This is a genomic window from Rhodohalobacter sp. (assembly GCF_041686455.1).
GTDB lineage: Bacteria > Bacteroidota > Rhodothermia > Balneolales > Balneolaceae > Rhodohalobacter.
On the sequence record NZ_JAWLDW010000020.1, the window covers coordinates 1 to 21,145 of the forward strand.

General features: G+C 41.9%; 15 protein-coding genes. 8 read left to right on the plus strand and 7 right to left on the minus strand.

Annotated elements, in window-relative coordinates:
* Positions 1-1,527: CHAT domain-containing protein (locus tag ACESM0_RS04335; RefSeq protein ID WP_372904003.1), on the plus strand; the 1,527-nt coding region annotated here is incomplete at its 5' end.
* A gap of 344 nt (positions 1,528-1,871) precedes the next feature.
* Here the strand turns inward: ACESM0_RS04335 and ACESM0_RS04340 are convergent.
* On the minus strand, positions 1,872-2,606 hold the full coding sequence (locus ACESM0_RS04340; RefSeq protein WP_372904005.1) for a tetratricopeptide repeat protein: 735 nt from the start codon (positions 2,604-2,606) through the stop codon (positions 1,872-1,874).
* A gap of 400 nt (positions 2,607-3,006) precedes the next feature.
* On the opposite strand from ACESM0_RS04340, the gene ACESM0_RS04345 reads away from it, so the two are divergent.
* A complete protein-coding gene (locus tag ACESM0_RS04345) occupies positions 3,007-4,131 on the plus strand; it encodes a glycoside hydrolase family 3 protein (RefSeq protein WP_372904007.1) in 1,125 nt (374 codons plus the stop codon).
* Positions 4,124-4,696 (plus strand): DinB family protein, encoded by a 573-nt coding sequence (locus tag ACESM0_RS04350; RefSeq protein ID WP_372904009.1) that lies wholly within the window; start codon positions 4,124-4,126, stop codon positions 4,694-4,696. The genes ACESM0_RS04345 and ACESM0_RS04350 overlap by 8 nt, the downstream gene beginning before the upstream one ends.
* Here ACESM0_RS04350 and ACESM0_RS04355 read toward each other — a convergent pair whose 3' ends face one another.
* Together ACESM0_RS04355 and ACESM0_RS04360 are read right to left on the minus strand one after the other, a co-directional pair.
* On the minus strand, positions 4,697-5,143 hold the full coding sequence (locus ACESM0_RS04355; RefSeq protein ID WP_372904011.1) for a YtoQ family protein: 447 nt from the start codon (positions 5,141-5,143) through the stop codon (positions 4,697-4,699).
* Between the two features lie 139 nt (positions 5,144-5,282).
* On the minus strand, positions 5,283-8,054 hold the full coding sequence (locus ACESM0_RS04360; protein ID WP_372904013.1) for a prolyl oligopeptidase family serine peptidase: 2,772 nt from the start codon (positions 8,052-8,054) through the stop codon (positions 5,283-5,285).
* Positions 8,055-8,224: 170 nt separating this feature from the next.
* On the opposite strand from ACESM0_RS04360, the gene ACESM0_RS04365 reads away from it, so the two are divergent.
* Positions 8,225-9,403, plus strand: coding sequence for a hypothetical protein (locus ACESM0_RS04365; protein ID WP_372904015.1), 1,179 nt, complete (start codon positions 8,225-8,227; stop codon positions 9,401-9,403).
* A gap of 7 nt (positions 9,404-9,410) precedes the next feature.
* Here ACESM0_RS04365 and ACESM0_RS04370 read toward each other — a convergent pair whose 3' ends face one another.
* Complete coding sequence (locus ACESM0_RS04370; protein ID WP_372904017.1) at positions 9,411-10,685, minus strand: Y-family DNA polymerase; 1,275 nt, start codon at positions 10,683-10,685, stop codon at positions 9,411-9,413.
* A 21-nt stretch (positions 10,686-10,706) separates the two neighbouring features.
* On the minus strand, positions 10,707-11,117 hold the full coding sequence (locus tag ACESM0_RS04375) for a LexA family protein (RefSeq protein ID WP_372904019.1): 411 nt from the start codon (positions 11,115-11,117) through the stop codon (positions 10,707-10,709).
* Positions 11,118-11,408: 291 nt separating this feature from the next.
* Here ACESM0_RS04375 and ACESM0_RS04380 point away from each other — a divergent pair, with 291 nt between their 5' ends.
* The gene (locus ACESM0_RS04380; RefSeq protein WP_372904021.1) at positions 11,409-12,335 is read left to right on the plus strand and encodes a 2-hydroxyacid dehydrogenase; all 927 of its coding nucleotides are present in this window, start codon (positions 11,409-11,411) and stop codon (positions 12,333-12,335) included.
* Positions 12,336-12,586: 251 nt separating this feature from the next.
* On the opposite strand, the gene ACESM0_RS04385 is transcribed toward ACESM0_RS04380, so the two are convergent.
* Positions 12,587-14,143 (minus strand): N-acyl-D-amino-acid deacylase family protein, encoded by a 1,557-nt coding sequence (locus ACESM0_RS04385; RefSeq protein WP_372904023.1) that lies wholly within the window; start codon positions 14,141-14,143, stop codon positions 12,587-12,589.
* A 260-nt stretch (positions 14,144-14,403) separates the two neighbouring features.
* Between ACESM0_RS04385 and ACESM0_RS04390 the strand changes: the two genes are divergently transcribed.
* Positions 14,404-15,864 (plus strand): ATP-binding protein, encoded by a 1,461-nt coding sequence (locus ACESM0_RS04390; protein WP_372904025.1) that lies wholly within the window; start codon positions 14,404-14,406, stop codon positions 15,862-15,864.
* A gap of 212 nt (positions 15,865-16,076) precedes the next feature.
* Positions 16,077-16,949: a DUF1684 domain-containing protein gene (locus tag ACESM0_RS04395; protein WP_372904027.1), complete on the plus strand. Its 873-nt coding sequence runs from the start codon at positions 16,077-16,079 to the stop codon at positions 16,947-16,949.
* Between the two features lie 9 nt (positions 16,950-16,958).
* Here the strand turns inward: ACESM0_RS04395 and ACESM0_RS04400 are convergent, their stop codons facing one another.
* The gene (locus ACESM0_RS04400; protein WP_372904028.1) at positions 16,959-19,025 is read right to left on the minus strand and encodes a GWxTD domain-containing protein; all 2,067 of its coding nucleotides are present in this window, start codon (positions 19,023-19,025) and stop codon (positions 16,959-16,961) included.
* A gap of 227 nt (positions 19,026-19,252) precedes the next feature.
* On the opposite strand from ACESM0_RS04400, the gene dnaX reads away from it, so the two are divergent.
* Complete coding sequence (gene dnaX / locus ACESM0_RS04405) at positions 19,253-21,142, plus strand: DNA polymerase III subunit gamma/tau (RefSeq protein ID WP_372904030.1); 1,890 nt, start codon at positions 19,253-19,255, stop codon at positions 21,140-21,142.
* The last annotated feature ends 3 nt before the right edge of the window (positions 21,143-21,145 follow it).

Here is a 21,145-nt window from a genome sequence, read left to right on the forward strand (position 1 = left end):
GAAGCAGAATCAGGTTACTGGACAGTGGAAAATGAGTATCTCTATTTGTTTGAAAAGTATGCTGATTATTTACTTCAAACCAAACAGTATGCCGATGCTCTGATTCTTTTTGATCGGATAAAGACTATAAACGATGCAACACTGACCGACAATCCTCTCGTACGTTCTTCACAATTGAGTGAAGAGACACTTACTACTATTCAGAATCTAACGAAGCAAATGGACCGGATTCGACGACAGATTTTGGTAGCAAGTGATAGCGACCGGCTTGAGCTCCAAAATCGTCTCTCAAAACTATCCGCTGAGCGACAGTTGCTATCGTCACCCGAAAAAACATCTTTTGATCAACCCATAAACCTTCAAACGGTTCAACGCCAACTCGGTTTTTCTGAGACTCTGGTTCATATGACCGAAATAAGTGATCAGCTGTACGTATCTGTCATCGACCAATCAAATTTAGAAGTTAAAAAAATTAGTCTGGATGAGACTAACCGAACACTTTTTGAAAGTGCTTTAGAAACCATTCTTCTTGGAGAAACAGATTTAGAAAAATTATATCATATTGGGCGGTTGATAGATATTAACTCAATTGTAGATCAGACAAAATCCATCATTGTAATGGCAGATGGTTATTTTCATCAGATTCCATTTGGAATCATTCCCTTAAACTATCCTGAATCACCAAACAGTTTCGGTTCAGCGAAGTATCTGATTGAACAAGCGGAGGTGCGTATGCTTAACAGTCTTCAAGATTTAACAGAGCGACAAAAAAGAAATAATCATCAATATGGATTTTCAGGATTCGGAGTAAATGATTTTCAAAATGATGCAACCTCAAGAAATCTTGTATCACTGCCAAAAGCGCCACAGGAAATCATAAATATCAGTGACAAACTGAATCGATTAGATCAAAATAAAGCATTTATTAACGAAAACGCCACAGTTCAAGAATTCCGAAATAGTGCCGGTAACAGCAGTATTCTGCATATGGCAACGCATAGTGAAGTTTCTGAAAATGACCCGCTGTTTTCCACCCTTCATTTTTATGCTGATGAGGGAGAAAATTCAAATCAGGTTCTTTCGGGACGTTTATTTGCTTACGAGCTATTTGAGCTGAACCTGCAAAATGATTTGATTATGTTGAACTCCTGCGAATCGGGTGGCGACCGTTTCCTTCAAGGAAGTGGAGTGATGGGGATCAGCCGGGCCCTTCGTTACGCCGGTGCAAATAGCCTGGTACTTAATTCCTGGTCTGTAAACGATCATTATGCAGCAGAATTTGCTGAAGAGTTTTATAAGCATTTAAATAACGGAGAGACAAAATCTAAAGCACTTCAGCTTGCGAAGATAGAATTCATTAAAAATAGAAATGCAAATCCTCACTTTTGGGGCCCTTACATTTTAAACGGAGATAACAGACCAATCGTCACAGATAAAAATTGGTTTGCAGGCTCTCTTCTTTTGGCGATGCTTTTCGTAGCAGGATTAGTTGTTACAGGACGACGAAAACAATTTCCTGTAACTTAGTTGAGACTGAGCCACCTCCTTACCTTTAAATGGCGAAGAGCTTTATCGATTAAATTGACGTAAGTTCGATATAAGTCATTGAATTTAGCAACATGAGAAGTCGGTTCTTTTCCATAGAATGAAAACACTTTTCCCAAATTCATATCCTAAACTCAGCTACACATAAGAACTAAATTTCAGCAGTGGTTTTTTCCAACTAAACGCTCCTATCCTCTCACTTTTTAGTCTCCAGGAAATGCTCAGCTATTTTCATCTTATTCACTATAGACATTTAAAATGTCAACAATAAAAAAACCCGAACTCACAAATGAACTCGGGCTGATAAAAAAATCGGCAATAGTAGCTTACTCAGATGCCAGGGCCTGTATATATCTCTCGGCAACTCTGCTATACGCTCCGTTAAGCTGGTAGGCTTTTTCTAATGTGTTTCTCGCCTCCTCAATTCGATTTAACTGAAAGTAGGCATTTCCCAGGTACCAATAATTTTGCTCTTGAATAATAACATTTTCAATTTCATAATCGAGGGATCGTTCAAAGTACTCTGTGGCTTCTAAATACATGCCTTCGTTATAGTAAATAGAACCCGCGGTAGCCAATAGTTCAGCCTTACCCTCTTTTGAGCTTATCTCACTTAAACTGTTTTCTACTATAGAGATTGCTGAGGCTATATTTCCTCGATTTGCTTCAGAAATAACTGACATAATAATTTCACTTACATCCGTAGACTCTGTAAATCCTTCAGCTGATCTGTAATAATCTAATTCGATAGAGTTTATGGGCTGCACATTATATTGCTGTTCATCGTAAACATTGAATAAAATTAAGCCTGAAGCAATAATTACGATTGCCGCAGCTGCTAACCATTGAAGGGTTGAACTCCTGTTAAGGAAACGAATATTTGATTTTTTCTCTCCATCAGCCAACCCTTTTAAACTGGCAACAGTTTTCATATAGTCGTAGTAGTAGTCGTCAAAAATGACTTCAGACCACAGTTCGTCAATTTCTTGTTCATTAAGATTGCCCCCCACATACTGGTCAATCTTTTTTTCAAGCTCATTATTTATATTGCTCTCAATCATATCTGTAAATGGATCGTAATTGTGAAAATTTGATTGCTAATCTTTATTCTGCTGGCTGCCAACTTACCATAAAACGGTATCGCGTCACTATTTTCTAAACTAACCCGGGTGATCTTTTTATCTTTAAATATCAAATATTTTCCCTTTGGTGACTTTTGCTAAATCATTTAAATATTTAAGTGGTTTTTCTCACCAAGTACTGTACTTATCCGTTTGCTTACGTAGTGCTTTTATGTGAATATTCATTTACTATATCATGACTTACACTTACAAGAGTTAATTGACCCGTGTTTGTTACAAAACAAAAGGTTAAAAAGTTTTAATATATCAGTAATACGCTCAAATATTTTTCAGTACTTATCAATAATAATATCAAATACTAACATGGCATATTAGTGCAATGAAATTTACAAAACTTTCTCTTGTTACTATTTTTTTCATCTTTTTTTGTAACAGCTCCTGCAGTCAACCTGTAGCAGAGCAAGATCCCTCTCTGGAAGAGAAAATTGGTCAGATACTGATGATTGGTTTTCGTGGATTCACAGTTGATGATTCTGATCATATTGTTCGGGACCTTACTGAGTATCATCTTGGCGGAGTGATTCTCTTTGATTATGACGTACCCACATCTACACCTGAAAGAAATATTCACTCTTTTGAACAGGTTCAGGATCTAAACTCTCAGCTACAGAAAATTTCTGACAGGCAGTTGCTCATTGCAGTTGATCAGGAAGGTGGCCGTGTGGCAAGGCTAAAACCGACAAGGAGTTTTCAACCGCATGTATCTGCTGGATATATAGGTGAAATCAATAATTCCGATTCAACCCGTTATTATGCTTCATCTATGAGCGCTCAACTTGAAAAGCTCGGATTTAACATAAATTTTGCCCCTGTTGTTGACCTGAACATAAATCCACAAAATCCGGTAATCGGAGCTATTGACCGAAGTTTTAGTGAAAACCCGAATTTAGTAACAAAGCATGCTTCCATTTTTTTGGATGAATTTGAAAAACATGGCATTACCGGGGTCATCAAACACTTCCCGGGGCACGGGAGCGCATGGAATGATTCTCATGTGGGTATGGCCGATGTAACAGAAACATGGGAAGAATCTGAACTAAAACCCTACCAAAAATTGATCAAGTCCGAACATAAATTTGCTATTATGACAGCTCATGTATTTAATGAAAATCTCGACATGGAGCATCCTGCCACTCTTTCAAAAGCCGTACAAACTGATCTACTGAGAGATCAACTCAAATTTAAAGGTGTACTTTTCTCAGATGATATGCAGATGGAAGCAATACGATCCTTTTACGGACTCGAAGCAGCTATAAAGTTAGCTATAAACGCAGGAGTTGATGTTTTAGTTTTTGGAAACAACTCTGTTTATGACCCCGATATTGTCCCAAAAGCTGTGCAAATCATTTTAAATCATATTGAGTCAGGAGAGATCGAAGAAGGTCAGATAGATGAATCTTATGAGAGGGTGCAAGCATTAAAAGAGAGGCTATCAGATGGGTAAATCGTACAGTTATAGAGATATTATATCCGAATATACTCAGGCTCTTCAGTGCATTGATGAGCTTACTCAAACGTCTGAAGATCTCTTTTTGCTTAAACCGGATTCAAACACCTGGAGTGCAAACGAAATTTTTAAGCATCTACGAAGATTTAACAATCTCTACATTAGAAGCATCGACCAGATTCAAAAAGGCAGCAAAGACATTACGGTAACCAACCCTCAATTTAAACCTAGTTTACCCGCTGTAATTATAATCAAAATTATGGAGCCGCCTTACAAACTCAAAATCCCAACTCTTGCTCCAATGTACCCAAAGGCTTCAGCTGAAACAGGGATGCAATCCACAACGATGGATCTACGTGAAACCAATAAAATGGCAATAGAGCGACTCAATGAGTTAAAGTCAAATGCTGTTGACATTGATAAATTAAAGGGCAGGCACCCTGTTTTTAAATTTCTTCGTATGTCCCTTACGGATCTTTTCCTGGTAATGTCTTCACACCAAAGGAGACACCTATGGCAGGCTGAACAAACTCTCCACCGACTTTCCGACAATCACTCCTGATCACTCCTTAACTGTCACGTACTTTAAAATTTCGACAACTTGCTGAGGAGTTTGGCAAACAGCCAGAGCCGCTGAATCAACCTCTTTTAAAGCATGAGTGTGCTCTTCCGGATGCATTACAATCAGCTTCTTCCCTAGTGCTGAAGCGTACCCTGCGTCAAATGCGGCATTCCATTGGCGATATTTCTCTCCAAATTTGACTACTACTATATCAGACTGTTCAATTAAAGTTCTGGTGCGAATGGCATTAATCATTCCGCCTTTGTGATCTTTCCAGAAATCCTTCTCCTCTTCACCCAACACATCCACTCCCACATTATCCGATGCAGGGTGATCCGTAACAGGAGTCGATAGTTCTACAGGCAGATTTTCGTTCGCAACTCCATCCTTGATTTCTTCGCGCCAGTCTGAATGAATTTCACCGGCTAAATAGACATTCCATTCCATTTTTTTTGACCCATTTTTCTTTCAAATTATTGCTATTGATTGTAACAAGCAGATATTTCTATTCATTCAACATGAAAATTAAATCGCCCGTTAAAACAAAAAAACCTCCGAATTTTTAGATCCGGAGGTTTTTAAAAATTTATTCACCTCGGTAGGGAACTCCATCCGTTATCCACGCCGGTGCCGGATCACCCTTCAGGTAGTGATCCATGTATTCCTTCATTTTGATTGCATAATCCAGCCGGTTAGCCATTTTCCGCAGATGGTGCGGTTCGTCGTAGTAGTGTAGAAAAACGGATTCTTTACCGTTACGACGCAGTGCCAGATAAAGCTCGATGGACTGATACCACGGTACGGCTTCATCGGCATCTCCGTGCTGAATCATAATAGGCGTATTGATTCGATCGGCAAAGAAAACCGGTGAATTTTCGATGTAAGGCGCTAAATTCTCCCACATACTCACACCCAGCCGACTCTGAGTCTGCTCGTACTGAAACTGTCTTGCAAGGCCTGAACCCCATCGGATACCGCTGTACGCACTGGTCATGTTGCCTACCGGAGCACCTGCAACGGCAGCAGCAAAAATATCCGTTTGAGTTACGACTTGAGCTGTCAGGTAACCACTCCATGAATGTCCGTGCAGTCCAATTGCATCCGGGTCAGCTACTCCCATCTCGATAAGCTTTTGTACTCCAGGAACCAGATTTTTGGTTGCAGAATATCCCGGTATGGGAACATCGAACCAGATATCAGGCAGAAAAACAGCGTAACCGTCGCTTGCATACTGAGCAAGGTTTGGCCTGTGATTGGTTACGGGTGTATTGAAATTATGCAATCGCTGTGAATAGCGTTCGTAGTAGTAAATAAACACAGGATATTTTTTATCCGGATCGTAATCACCCGGGTAGATTAAAATTCCCTGAACGGTATCACCATCCATATTCAGCCAGTCAATCAACTCCGCTTCTCCCCAGGCAAATCGGTCCAGCAGATCTTCATGCAGATTCGATACTTTGGTCGGATTACGAAATCTGCGATCTGAAACCACCCACAAATTTGGATATTCCTGATAGGTTTCCTGCGTGAACAGAATTGCGTCATCATCTTCTGCAAGAGCCACAATGTTGAAACGTTTATCATCTTCCATGATTTGATCGGTACCGGTTCGGCCAACACGCGCTTCATAAAATCCGTAGCTCTTATTCCAGTCGTGGAACATGGTAAGAAGCAATCGCTCATTTCGCGCAAACGTCTCCGTATCCGGATTCAGATCGCGGATTCTTAAAATCCGATTCTCCTCGCGCCCTTCAGTAATTCTAATCGATTCACCGGATTGAGCATCAAATTGCCAAATATCGTATTTGTCATTGATCAAAACTGCACGGTCGTTATCGGTCCAGCCGGCGATACCGTATGAACCGGATGGCTGTGGACGATCGTTATCCTCATCAAAGAAAGGTGTTTCAATATCTGCCGTAAGATTTCTTGTTGAACCGTTTTCGGTATGCTTCAGATGCCAGTCATCACCGTCAAACCAGGCTGCATACTGCCCGTTCGGTGATAATGACGCGCCAAATCGCTGCTGCTCCAGAAACTGTTCCGCTTCACCTGATTGCAAATCAACCAGATAGTAATCCCGATAAGTACCATCCCACGTTCGCAGTTTTTGATAAGGCAGATCAGATGATCCCAATGCCTTACCCGGATGATGAACCGGTCCTACATCAGGAATTTCTTTATTGGCGAGCTGAACTGATCTTCCGGAATCTACATGATATACCGCTGTAAAAAGGTGATTTTTGGTTCTTTCCCAGGTTACCTTCTCCTGGGTTTTGATTTGTGGATCATCCCAATGCCACACTTTGCCTTCAATATCTTTAAGAATTCGGTCAATGTCGTACAGATTTTCTGTAGTCACAGAGTCCGCCTCCTCTTTTTGTTCGTCGAGTGCAACCATCTCGGCATCCATCACACCATAAAAAAGACGATTACCATCGTTTGTCCAGGTGAGGTTGTTATTCGACCTCAATCTGAAACCATCTTCCACATCATCAGGTTTCAGATGAGTTTCTAGTTCTCCATTTGCTGCCGTCCAGGTTTGAATGGATGCATCTGAAGGATAGAATTCAAATTCCGGATCAAATGTACTTTCTGTAAATGCCAGAACGGATTCACTGTCATCCCATGTAAGATTTGAATAGAATGAATTTTCAATTCCGGCTATTTTCTGAACTCCTGCGTCTGCCGATTTCAGATCCAGAATATACAATCCATTCCCCTGACCTGATGTATCCACAACGGAATAGGCTAAATAGGACGAAGTACTGTCCATTGCTGCCTCGTTCACAAACGGCAACATCTGCTCTCGATTATTCTCCAGATTCAAAACTTGCACCGGCAAGCCAATTTCAGAGTTTTCAAACTCGCCTTTGCTCACCTCTTCAGTTTGATGGTGATTGATCCTTACCCAACGACCATCATTCGAGAAAGAGAAACTTCGTACTTCTTCAAACTCCATTGTCTCTCCTGAAGACGTATTCAGTAGTGCCAAACCCTGTTTAGGGCCATTATTATCAGCATTTTGCGCCTCGATGTACGGAGGCTGAACAAGAGCCCCAACCCATTTTCCATCAGAGCTGATTTGAGGACTTGAACCTCGCTCAATTGTAAACTCCTGGCGACCGTCCGCGCTTTTCACCACCACTTCACCATCGCCAATCTCAGGCCAGACACCATATACTACCCAGTTCCCATCATCAGAAATGGCTGGTGATTTGATGTCTTCGAATTTCATTACATCCTCAAATGTAAACTGACCCTGAGCCTTAACAGTCTGACTGAGAACAATAAAGGAGAGTAGCACAGGAAGAAGAAAAAGATATTTAGATTTCTGTAGTAAATGGTTTAGCATCGAATTCGGATTAAATTTTAGTTGATAATGGAATCTAACAATCGAAGATGTAAAAAATGAATAATTGATAGAAACTTAACGGCACAAAAGAAATACAGAATTGAAGATCTTTTTATCTGTTTCACATTTCCTTTGTAATTTACAATGAAGCTTAAATAAAAGATCGAGATATGAAACGACTATACACTCAAACAGCTGCTTTTCTGATAGCTCTTTCTGTTTTAGTAACCGCTCAAGGTTTTTTTACTAATGCGGATGCTCAAATTGCAATTGATAAAAATGAAAATCTATTTCTCATTGGAGATGTACGATTTGGTTATTTTAGTCAGATGGGTGAACAGCGCGATGGCTCTAGCTTAAACGTTCATGAAATGCGCTTGCGAAGCCGGACCGGTTTAAGGTTTAATATTCACGAAAATGTCTATCTGCGGGCACGCTACGCGTTCAGAATGAATAGCAGAGATATCGATCTGGATCCTGCACTGCACACATCAGCTCCCGGAAACGGTGGCCTGAAAATGGGCGAGGGAGCTTTAGACGAGGCGTATATCAATGTTGATGCAAGTGACTACTTCTCTTTTCGAGTGGGTCGTTTTCAAACCAGTTATAGTGTCCCCGGAGTCATATCAAATAGTATTCAGCGACACGACAGTCCGAACACGGACGTAGCATGGACAGACGGGATATTACTTAGATTGAAGCCGGCTCAGCAATGGAGTGCCGATTTTATTTTGCAATACCACTATCATAATCCGCCAACGAACGTCTTCAGATCACCGATTCAAATTACGACAGATGATTCTCCGGTTACTTTATTTACATCTGTAACTCGTTCAATAGAAAACAGAGCCATCGAGTACGTTACCCTGGATATCAACTACTCGCCTGAAGCACTGATAGAAAACTCCTCCGGGAATCGAATAGATTATCTTGCGACCTCTCTAAAGAGCAGACTATCCTGGGATATTAAAAACGGTCGTGAACTTCAATGGGGCGGGGAATTTGCGTACAGCTTCAACAGGCCTGAAAAAGAGATGGTTGGATTCACAAACATGAACGGGGATAAGGCAGGCGGTTTTGGTTTCCAGAGCAATGTAAGTGTCAGAAATCTGTTCCCAAACCATCATCTTGGTTTTATCGCAGCCACTCTTGAGCCATCTCTGCTCACGTCGTCAGATTATTGGAATAACATTTTTCTGCTGGAAGTTCGTCATCAGTATGTATTCAACTCCAGACTATCTGCGGAAACAAGAATACGCTACAGAGGTGACCTCAAAAAACTTGACACCTTCAATCAGAAAAGATGGCAAATATTTCCATATGCACGATTAACATATCGTTTCAGATAAGAATATGCTAAGCGTGTACGGTTAAAATTTCATCCCAACTGGTAGTATATTTCGGGCTCAGAAACTGTTGCTTCATCTGCCAGGGCTGGTCGATTCCGGTGGAAGCCGAATGAAGCGTTCGTTTTCCGAATTTAGAATTGATATGATCTAAACTCTCCATCAGTGATTTTTTCTTGTTTGAGTAGTCAGCCTTTGAAAAAAGGGAGGTTTGAATCTCGGTTTCCGGCACCAGACCGGTAAGCATCACCCTAGCTTTCTTATATTTCCGTCCATTCTCAAAGAGCTGAATAGCGCACTGCCTTGCTAATGAAATTAATGTCGTTACATCTGCAGTAGGTGTTTCGAGATCAACCCTTAACCCAAATTTGTAGGGCAATTCCGGGTTTGAATATTTATCAGTCACAAGAGTTACCGTGATCATCCCGCACAAACTTTCTTGATTTCTCAATTTTTCTGAAGCTCGTTCTGTAAACGATGAAACAGCTTCAATCAAATTGTTTAAATCATATACCGGGCGGCCAAATGATCTTGAACTCAAAATTCCCTTCCGCTGATCAAGGGCGTGCTCAATTTCAAGACAGGAATGACCACGCAGCTCCCACGCCGTTCGCAAACCGGTCACTTTCGTCTTGCTGCGAATCCAGGAGTCGGGCTGTTGAATCAAATCCCACGCGGTATAAACACCATACTTCTGAAGTGTTTTTGAATAATTCTTCCCAACTCCCCATATGTCATCTACCTCAGTGCTTTTCAATAAATTCCGGTGATCTCGCTTTGAGCGAAGAGCCATCACACCTCCCCATTTTATATTCGATTTCGCCGCTTCATTAGCCAGTTTTGCAAGTGTTTTGGTCCGTGCTAATCCAACTGAAACCGGAATCCCCGTCCACTGTATCACTTTCCTTTTGATCTCCAGGCCTTTCTCAATAATCTCTTGCTGGTTACGTCCAGAAATTTCCGCAAAAGCTTCGTCAATACTATAGACCTCCATATTGGGCGTCACGGTTTGAATAGTTTCCATCACCCTGCGACTCATGTCACCGTAAAGAGCATAGTTAGAAGAGCGAACTGCAATATTGTGATGTTTTACCTGCGAACGAACTTTAAATTCAGGCACTCCCATATCAACTCCGCACTGCTTGGCTTCGTTAGACCGTGCAATCACACAACCATCATTATTTGACAGGATGACAATCGGCCGGTTTCTAAGAGATGGGTCAAAAACCCTTTCACAGGAGGCATAAAAATTGTTGCAATCGATCAGTGCAAAAGCTGAGGGCATAAATCAAAATCAGTTGGTTCACTACACAGCATGTATTACATGCGTCACTTTACCCCACACCACCGTTTCATCATTAAAATTGACCGGATGATAACTGCCATCACCAAGTACCAGGTACCACTCATTGAAACGACTCTCGACTCTACAGATGGTAATTTCTCCATCTATTACAGCCAGAACCAACGAATTATTCTTGGGAGCCTGGGACCGGTCAACCACCAATATATCGCCGTTATTTACACCGAGTGCACTGTTCGACTCCCCTTCAACCCTGCTGAAAAATGTGGAAGCAGGGTGCTTAACGATATGTTCATGCAAATTGAGCCGGCTCTCCAGATGATCGGTTGCCGGTGAGGGGAATCCGGTTTGACTCAATCCTGCAGGTTGAGGTTCTTTTTTTAAAATTTTGGGATAGGCGATAGCTGCTTTCATGGAGTAAGTATTTTGGTTTACACATATCTAATATATGTGTGATTAATGTTAAATAACAATATTTAGTCCAATTATTTAGAAATATCTATACTCTTGCCTCGCTTGGTTTTAGGTCTGATTAATCAATAGTTTCATTAAAAATGCAATGATTAACTTTCAATTTCTGAGCTTCATTACACACATATAGCAGCACTTCCACTTTTACAAATTACACGCAGCAAATATCTACACACATCCGGCAGATTTCTACTATTTTGAAGGGCACTGAAAAATGAATTCACAAACTGATTTATGTCTCTGATTCTTGTCTCAAAAAACAGAAATTTAAAACCGTATAGAGAGGCTCTTCTCGAGCGCGATCCTAATCTGGATATAGAAGTCTGGCCTGGCATCAGTAAACCCGAAAAAGTGCAATTTGCCGTTGCGTGGCGACATCCTGCCAATCTGTTTGAGAAGTTTCCCAATTTGAAAGTGATTTCCTCTCTTGGCGCCGGTGTGGATCATCTATTAAGTGACGATACCATTCCTAAATCCATTCAGTTCACCAGAATTGTTGCTCCATCCCTATCCGGACAGATGGCGGATTATGTACTAACAGCCGTTCTGAACATTATCCGTAAAACGGATTACTATATCAGTCAACAGCGAAAAGGAGTTTGGAAACCTTTAGAATCACTTAAAAAAAGTACCCTCTCGGTTGGCGTGATGGGTCTGGGAAAAATTGGATCGGAAGTTGCCGGAATGTTGGTTAAGAATGGCTTTTCAGTTAACGGGTGGGCCAGGTCAAAAAAGACAATTAATGGAGTGAACTGCTATGCAAAAGGTGAACTCGGTGCATTTTTAAATCAAACAAATATTGTTATTTGTCTGCTGCCATTAACTCCTGAGACAAACGGCATATTAGACCTCAATCTTTTCAAAGGGCTCAAAAAACCGGCTTATTTAGTCAATGTTGCAAGGGGAGAGCATTTGGTTGAGGAGGACCTGATCTATGCCTTGGACACAGATCTGATTCACCACGCCACACTCGATGTGTTTTCAGAAGAACCCCTAGCTGAATCGCATCCGTTTTGGGGACGGGATAGAATTACGATTACTCCACATATTGCGTCGGTAACCGACCCCCAGGAGGCGGCCGAGTTGATCCTGGAAAATTACAAGCGGATGCTCTCAGGGATGGAGCTGCTGCACAAAGTGGATAGGGAAGCCGGGTATTAATGTAACCGACAGCAGGCACCCAACTAACGAGCACACCTCTGCCAGTTTCGCTATACACTCAACTGCCCGTCCCCTCTCATGAGCGGATGATTATTCAACCTGAAAGCGTATCCGACAGCACTCGAAGGATTCCAGTAAGCGTTGATTCTAATTGATATGCGACGCTGTCAGGACTTTCGCTCTGCTACAGACGCTTACAGGTCTGAGCAGACACCAATTCGTCTGACCGCGGAAAGCGGTCTGACGAAGTATTATTTTCTTCGGATTACTCCAGCCGGACGACTTTCACTTCTTTCACCATCCTCAATTACGGCCACACCGTTTACAAACACCCAGTCAAATCCCTCTGCCAATTGGTGAGGGGTTTCAAAATCAGCGGTATCTCTCACCTGCTCAGGGTCAAAAATTACCAGATCAGCTGCGAAGCCTTCCTTGATCAGGCCACGCGGGGTATCCACTTTTTCCGGATCACTCAAACCGAGTAACTCAGCCGACTGCCCGCTCATTTTGTAGACGGCCTCCTCAAGTGTCAGCAGCTCTTCTTCAACCACATATTTTCGAATAATTTTGGCGAAGCTTCCATACCCTCTCGGATGGCGCATCGTCGGGCTGCCGTCTGAACTGACCATAACTAAAGGATCCTGCAAAAATCTTCGCATTACGTTTTCATTCATCACAAAATAGGCCGCGCTTGCTCCACCAGGCCCGATATCATCGATCAACACATCTTCGAACGGTTTATCCAACTCTTCAGCAACATCCGCCAGAGTCATCCCTGCCCATGGAGCTGTTCCAAAAAGTGTAGCCTCGGGGCCATTCCTCATATTTACTCGATTTCTCAGATATTCAGCCAACTCTTCTCTTCTGTCGGCAACAATCTGATCGTAATCTCCCTCTGTAGCCCAGTCAGGAAACACAATACTAATGCCCGTAAAACTTGCCGCGTAAGGATAGACATCTGCCGTAACTTCCGCTCCACGTTCACGGGCTTCATTCATCACCTGCAGCACATCATCAGCTCGAGAAGGTTCATTTCCGTATACGATTTTGATGTGTGAAACGTGAACTTTTGCCCCGGATTTCTCACCCTGTTCAATCAATTCCCTGATGGACTCTTCAACCTGATCGTCATCCTCATTACGTACATGACTCATAACCACACCATCAAATTCTGTAACTACTTCGGCCAGTGCTGCCAGTTCATCCATTGTGGTATATCTTCCAAACTGGTACTCCAGGCCCGTTGTCATTCCAAACGAGCCGGCTTCCATTGAGGACCGAAGCAGCTCAACCATTTCATTCAGATTATTCTCCGGGAGATCCGGTTCTTGAGGTGAATCCGAAAGTTGACGAAGCGTCCCATGTCCTTTAAAATGAAGGATGTTTGGTCCGGTTCCAACCTCATCTACACTGCTCATCCAGCTATCTACATCCTCTACAACAGCACTTCGCCCATCCTGTCCGAGACTGATCGAAGTTACGCCCATTGACAGAAAATTTTCGAAATCCGGAGTTTCCAATGGATCTCCATGTGAATGCAAATCAATAAAACCCGGAGCAACCACCCTGCCGGCTGCGTCAATCACAGTAGCGTTTTCATAGTGCTCAACTTCTATACTTCCAATTTTTTCGATGATACCATTCCGGATCAGAACATCTCCATCGAACCGATCAGCGGCGGTTCCGTCAATAATTGATGCATTTGTAATAATGGTTATATCACCGGATTGATCAACTGTGCTGCAAGCTGTTGTTGTCAAATTCAAGGATAAAAGAAGCAGATAAAGTATCAGATATCGGGTAGACATAAATGAAATGGGTATGATTAATGCTCACTATTTGTAAAGCAGAATATTAGATATTTCTGATTGTAGCAAAGTCATTTTTTAAAAGCTGCAGAAAGCCACTGATCACTCAAAGAAAACAGATAATTATCGCCACTTAGATAATTGGGCTTTCAAAATATTACGCTTTTCCAATTCTCCGGTTAAGATGGGAAATTGTCTTAGTTTATTACGGCTCAATACTATTCAGCACTACTTCTCACTATTTTCAAGAGTTATACAACATGATCGAACATCACGATTTACTGGATCGCGCGCTGGCTACAGCCAAGCTTGGAGTATGGACTTACAACCAAAATCTTTCCACTTTTCAGCTGAGTGAAAACGCCCGTGAGATTTTTGAAGTTGAAACCGGCAGGCTTACCGATGTATCAGAACTGATGCACAGGTTCGCGTCAGATCACGATAGAAAAAAGTATGCATCTTGTCTTGAAAAAATAGTTGAAACCGGTGAGCCCCAATCCGGCATATTTCAAATTGTGTGCAGCAAAAACCATACAAAGTGGGTACGATGTATCGGGCAGTCGGAGCAGGACAATCCTATCATAAAATCCATATTTGGCACTGTTCAGGACATAACAGATCACATAGAAACAGAACGGAAGCTTGCCGAAACTCAGCAAAAGTATGAGCTGATGGCTAAGAACTCATCCGATGGTATTATCATCATCGAGAAAGAGGTAACAACATTTGCTTCGCCCGGTTTCTTACGATTAATGCGTTACGATACGTTTGAAGACTATATGGAAGCAACAAAAGGATCTCTCAGGCCGGTTATTCACCCAGATGACAAACCCAGGATTAGAATTAAGTTTAAACAAAAAATTAGTGAACGGGCAGATACCGGAACGTATCAGTTTCGGGCTTTAACCGGTGATGGCACCTACATTTGGAGAGAAGACCATGTTAATTACCATTACAACTGCCAGGGACGTTTAGAAAAAACATATGCCGTTTGCCGCAATGTAACGAAGCGCAAACAGACTGAGAAAAAACTTCGGAAATTGATTAAAGATAATAACTGGCTGGTTTCAACAATTGTGCATGATATTCGAAATCCGATATCGGCAGGAGTTTCTCTAAATAGTGTTCTTTTAGAAGAGATTAAAAACGAGGAGCACATAAAATTGATTAAAGCGGCTAACGAACGCCTTGAGAGCGCTCTTTCACTTGCAGGAGAGCTTTTGGAACTTTCGACTATGGAAGATGACAACTTCGTGTTAGAAAAAGAGCTAATACAGCCCGAGACTTTTTTAACCTCTGTCATCTCATCATTCCAGGCAACAGCCGGTGAACACGGTATCTCCCTCCAGCTGGATATCAAAGAATATTTACCAAAAATACGGCTTAACAAGGAGAAAATGTCGCGTGCGATCAATAACCTCGTAAGCAATGCAATGAAATTCACTCCAAAGGATGGTCACGTAACTCTACATGTTATTTCGCACAACAACTTTTTGCAAATAGAGATTTTCGATACAGGGATCGGCATCCCACCGGAACAACTTCCATCACTTTTTGACAAATTTACCGAAGCCAAACGTGAAGGATTACATGGGGAATCGACTACCGGCCTTGGCCTTTCCATAACTAAGCAGATAATTGAACTGCATGGAGGATCAATATCTGTGTCGAGTAAAGTGAGAGAGGGAACAACGTTTACCATAAAACTTCCTGTTTCTTAGGTAAACGATATTAACACGAGTTTGGGATAAGAATCCGGAAAAAGTGTCTATCCACCTTAGAAATGAAGGGACTTTTAATGCTGCAAAATTCAGTGACTTTATATCCAACTCACAATATTATGCAGGCGGATCCAAATTGGTTCTTCACAACGAAAAGCTTTTCTTAGAGTATGATAATCAGACTACTACAAATTGCTCCACTTCTACTCCTTATGTGTGCATGCTCGCGCAGCGATTTGGGTGATGCTCCACTGCCCGATGACTATCGAGAACAATTTAATGAATGGCAGCAGAGCCGCATGGAGAGCCTGACCAACCCCACCGGATGGATGCGGCTTGCCGGCATGTACTGGCTTGAAGAAGGAGAAAACAGATTTGGAACCGATGATCAAACAGATATCACGTTTCCTGAAGGCACAAAGCCGGGATATGCCGGAGAGTTTATTTTGGCTGACGGAAAAGTAACACTGCAAGCAACCGAAGGAGTTGAATTTATTCATGAGGGGGAGTCCTTTAAGCAAAAAGAAATTTTTGATGGCGAAGAAGCCCTTTCCATTCAATATGGATCTCTCGAATGGTTAGTTATAAAACGGGAAGACCTGATCGGTATAAGACTGTATAATAAAGACAATCCAAAGGTTGATGCGTTTACCGGTTTTGAACGATATCCTCTGAATCCTGAATGGCATTTAAAAGCCAAATTCATCCCTGCGGAGGATGGCGAAACTATCTCTGTCGTCAATATTTTAGGGCAGTTGGTGGACACTCCAACACCCGGAACAATTGAGTTTATCAAAAACGGAGAACTCTTCACACTGGACGCCCTGGAGGGAACAGACCAAATGTTTTTGATTGCAGGTGATTTGACCAATCAAACAGAAACGTATCAGGCCGGACGATATATCTATATTGATTACCCGGAAGAGGGAAGTGATTATACAATTATCGATTTCAATAAAATCTACAACCCTCCCTGTTCTTATAATCTATTTACAACCTGTCAGTTACCTCCCATGCAAAACAGGTTGGATTTGGAAATAACAGCCGGTGAAAAACGACCTCAGGATTGGGAAGGACTCGAATAGACAAATAACTTACTCTACTTCAATCACCTCGAAGCGTACGGTCCTGTTTTTTTGCTGACCGGTAACTACATCTTCAACATTTACGCGAAGATCATATAATCCGGGTGAGAGCTCTGCGGTTTCAATTTCCAAATCTTCCACAACTCTTGAGTACTCATTCACAAAATTAAGGGTAAGCACAAATTCACTTTGATCCGTTAGTACATTTCCGTCTTCATCTACAGGATGTATTCGATATGTCAGTTCAAATTGTGTGAAATCATCATCCCTCGGTTCAAGGTTATACACCTCAAAGTGAAGTACAAGTGTCTCCTCAAAAGGAATGACTCCATCGTTGGCGACAATGAATGAAAATGGCTCGGTAAACTGCTCAGTTTTTTGATATCCCAGAATCAAGTCGGCCATTTCCAGTGAATCGGGATGTGAAACTAAAGGAGCGGGCTGGCGAAATTGTTCCTTTCCTAATCCTCGCAAAGCCGGATTGAATGGTGTTACGTAAACGGCTTTTGTTTCCGGATTATAGTTTAAAAGTTCAGCTGATGCCGCTTGGTAAGCTCTGCTTTCGTGATCTTTTTCCACAATTGTGCGCGACCGACTTCTGTTATCACCCCGGTCTAAGATTAATGGCGGATTATGACTTTCTGTACCGCGCACATTCCAGGAGTCATCATAAGTTTGGATAACGTGTCTCAGCTCATAGTAGTTAAAAATCTCGCTGATATCTCTCCCGTTTCTCAACTCGGACTCCTCGATATCATATCGTCCGCGATTTCTGTGGTAATCTATTAGAAAGGCTTCGCGAGCCGTACTTTCTATAAACGTCATAATTTTTGGATTCGACTCTTCGTCCAAAAATCGATATTGATATACATTTAAAGGAATTTTCGGAATTTGGTCTGAATACGTTGATTTTTCGACCGGGGCATTTGTAGTCCTGCGGTTAAGCATTTCCACACTTTCAGCCCTGAATTCCATATCCAGGCCCCTGAACGCTTGACCGCCCTGCTCCAAAACCTGTTCCTGAAGCCTGTTCAATCGATCCTGAAAATAATCATCAACCTGTGCCAGCTGTTCATAATAAAGCAGCTGCAGCATTAGTGCGGGCGTAAGCCCTGCACGGGTAAACTCCAGTTCATCACCCTGCCTGTCTCGCTCAGTATTAAATGCACGTTCAGGAATAAAACTATTTATTCCTTCCTGCATAATAAATTCGTCACTATTCACATCTGTCCCAAAAACGTATATCAAAGGTTTGGCCTTGCCGGCTGTAACTCCCTCGTAAAACCAAATCTCATATTCAGGATATCTGTGGAACTGATAGATAGCATCCTGCAATCGATTGATCTGTACATCCAATGCAAACTCACGTTCATGCTCATCTTCACCCGACATTTCAGCTCGCTCACTACTGCTGTAAGGATTCACTTGATTTTGAAGCCAGTTGCGAATGTTCAGGCTTTGAAGTGTTAAAATCCCACTCTTGGTTCGGTCCGGTTCACCATATCGAATATAAACCAAAGCTCTGTCATCAGTATTGTAAACCGTATTATTGTTTTTGGAAAAGCGTTGTTGTGCCTCGGCAATTCTCTGCCAGTGTTCAATTAAACGCTCATTCGAAACACGGGCAGGCGTTGGGTCCGCCTGAATCCAGAAGCCCCGCATATCTATTCCCAGTCTTCCACTTTCGTCGCTCCACCAATTCGTCCACTGACGATAAATTCCCTCTCCAATGATTGGCCTCATACGGTCTATTTCACGACGTATAACTACCCGGCTATCCATCCCTGTTCCATCTGTCAATGCGCGGTAATAAACTTCCGTGGCTTGATCAAAATACTCTTGCAACCCTCTTTCAGTAACAGCTTTAATGTATTCTATGCCAATCCGGGCATCCACTCCCCCCGGCTCTTCATAGGCCTTATACCAAATATCCAGCGCCCTGGTTATATTATCACCATACAGCTCTTCTAAACCCCGTTCATAAGCCTTTTGATCTTGAGCATTCGCAAGGTTTGCGAGGAACAGCAAACCGATTGCTGCGGCTGATATAAGTTTGTATATAAAAGATTGTCGCATAAGGCTGCACAAATTAATGGATTTTACTCAAAATACCACTCTTAAAGATTTAGAAATTCTATCGGCACCGGCAATTTTTTGAAATTCCCAGTGCTTCCATTAACTATCTAGCCACATATATTTCTCCTTATTTATTAACGATCAATCTCATATCGAGTTTTAACGGATAATATTCCGACAAAAGGCTCAAATTTTGTACCTTTATTTCAAATATAAAACGACTGTTTATGGCTGATAATTACCGCGCCCTCACACGAAAATACAGACCGCAATCTTTCGATGATATTGTATCGCAAGATCATGTAAGCAGTACGCTGAAAAATGCGATTAAGCAAAATCGTATTTCTCACGCCTATATGTTTAGCGGACCGCGCGGAGTCGGTAAAACCACAATGGCCAGGGTACTAGCCCGCACAATAAATCAGATAGATAATTCTGTTGATGGAGAGTCACTCAATCAAACCCTGAATATTGTAGAAATTGATGCTGCTTCCAACAACAAAGTTGAAGATGTACATCAATTAAGAGAAACAGTTCGAATTCCTCCGCAGAACGGCCGCTATAAGGTATTCATTATTGATGAGGTTCATATGCTGAGTAAGCAGGCATTTAATGCTCTGCTTAAAACGCTGGAAGAACCTCCCTCTTATGCCATCTTCATTTTTGCTACAACCGAACCGCATAAAGTATTGCCCACTATTTTATCCAGGGTTCAGCGATTCGATTTTAAAAGAATCAGTGTTGATGAAATTGTACAGCGGCTGAAAAACATCTGCGATGACGAGGATATTATCATTGATGATGAGTCGCTCCACGTTATTGCCAAGAAAGCTGACGGCGCACTTCGTGATGCTCTTGGCCTGATGGATCAGGCGATTGCGTTTTGTGGTACCACCATAAAACACGAAGAACTGCTGCAGGCATTAAATGTGGTCGGGCACGATCAACTATTTGAATACACGGATGCCATTCAAAAGCAGGACTCCAATACCGGGCTTGACCTGATCGACCGCCTCATCAAAAACGGTGTCGACATTCAGGAATTTTTAGTGTCGCTAACTGAGCACCTTCGGAATCTTTATGTGGCGTACCAGTCAGATAAAATGTATTTGGTAGAGGCAACTGAAGAGACAAAAGAAAAGTACAGGGAAACGGCCAAGCAATTTTCTGACGAAGAGCTCATCAGAATGCTGCACCTTGTAAGTGAAGCCCAGGTCAAGATTAAAGATGTTCAGCAGCCGCGTATTCACTTCGAAATCCTGATGTTGAAGCTGATTCACATGGGGCGAACCAAAGAGATCAATCAACTGATCAGCGGACTGGAACGGTTAAAAAAAAACGGCAGTAGTCAAGTAAAGAGTGAACCTTCTGTTCAAAACAGCACCGATTCTGATCCTCAAAGTAGATCAGAGTCAACTTCCGATAAAAGTTTGAACGGTGGGTCAGAAAAAGAAAGTAGACAGAACCAGCCAACTCAGGAACCGGAAAATATTCAGCCTTCTAAGTCCTCTAAGAGCTCAAACTACATTCCGGATTTTGAGCAAGCTCCACAACCGGCCGGTGCAGAAATATCAACAATCGTTGAAGAAAAACCCGAGGAAGTTGAAGCGGATGATCCGGATGATGATTTTTTAACGATAAAACCTTCACTCGGATTCGTAAAAGGTATAAGCTCATCAAACGGACAGGAGAAAAAGAAAGGAGACAAGCGTCATGAAAAGAAAGCTGAAGCCACTAATCCAAATCAACGCATTCAAACACTGGATGACATTGAGGCTTGCTGGAAAGAGTTTTTGAATCATGTTAAAGAGAACGCACCTCAAATGCTCTACTTTCAGATTTTGCGCTTTAAATTAAAAGAACTGAAAGGCACAACACTGATTGTTTCTGTAGACAATGAGTTTGCAACAAATCTGGTGGAAGAAAATCAACAGTTGCTATCTTCCATATTCAAGAAAATGAGCGGAACTTATATCCGCTTCTCTTGTTCAGTAGAGCAGGCTAAAGACAAAAATAAGGAGTCCATAAGCCCTTATGAGCGTTTTAAAGAGATTCAAAAAGAAGATCCAAATCTTAAAAAGATTGTAAACTTGTTCGGAGCTGAATTAGAATACTGATAT

Excerpts from the sequence above, each read along its gene's own strand:
- ACESM0_RS04385 (WP_372904023.1), bottom strand. The coding sequence starts at position 14,143 with ATGTCTACCCGATATCTGATACTTTATCTGCTTCTTTTATCCTTGAAT.
- ACESM0_RS04345 (WP_372904007.1), top strand. The coding sequence starts at position 3,007 with ATGAAATTTACAAAACTTTCTCTTGTTACTATTTTTTTCATCTTTTTT.
- ACESM0_RS04390 (WP_372904025.1), top strand. The coding sequence starts at position 14,404 with ATGATCGAACATCACGATTTACTGGATCGCGCGCTGGCTACAGCCAAG.
- ACESM0_RS04350 (WP_372904009.1), top strand. The coding sequence starts at position 4,124 with ATGGGTAAATCGTACAGTTATAGAGATATTATATCCGAATATACTCAG.
- ACESM0_RS04395 (WP_372904027.1), top strand. The coding sequence starts at position 16,077 with ATGTGTGCATGCTCGCGCAGCGATTTGGGTGATGCTCCACTGCCCGAT.
- ACESM0_RS04360 (WP_372904013.1), bottom strand. The coding sequence starts at position 8,054 with ATGCTAAACCATTTACTACAGAAATCTAAATATCTTTTTCTTCTTCCT.
- ACESM0_RS04400 (WP_372904028.1), bottom strand. The coding sequence starts at position 19,025 with ATGCGACAATCTTTTATATACAAACTTATATCAGCCGCAGCAATCGGT.
- ACESM0_RS04380 (WP_372904021.1), top strand. The coding sequence starts at position 11,409 with ATGTCTCTGATTCTTGTCTCAAAAAACAGAAATTTAAAACCGTATAGA.
- ACESM0_RS04365 (WP_372904015.1), top strand. The coding sequence starts at position 8,225 with ATGAAACGACTATACACTCAAACAGCTGCTTTTCTGATAGCTCTTTCT.
- ACESM0_RS04340 (WP_372904005.1), bottom strand. The coding sequence starts at position 2,606 with ATGATTGAGAGCAATATAAATAATGAGCTTGAAAAAAAGATTGACCAG.
- dnaX (WP_372904030.1), top strand. The coding sequence starts at position 19,253 with ATGGCTGATAATTACCGCGCCCTCACACGAAAATACAGACCGCAATCT.
- ACESM0_RS04370 (WP_372904017.1), bottom strand. The coding sequence starts at position 10,685 with ATGCCCTCAGCTTTTGCACTGATCGATTGCAACAATTTTTATGCCTCC.
- ACESM0_RS04355 (WP_372904011.1), bottom strand. The coding sequence starts at position 5,143 with ATGGAATGGAATGTCTATTTAGCCGGTGAAATTCATTCAGACTGGCGC.
- ACESM0_RS04375 (WP_372904019.1), bottom strand. The coding sequence starts at position 11,117 with ATGAAAGCAGCTATCGCCTATCCCAAAATTTTAAAAAAAGAACCTCAA.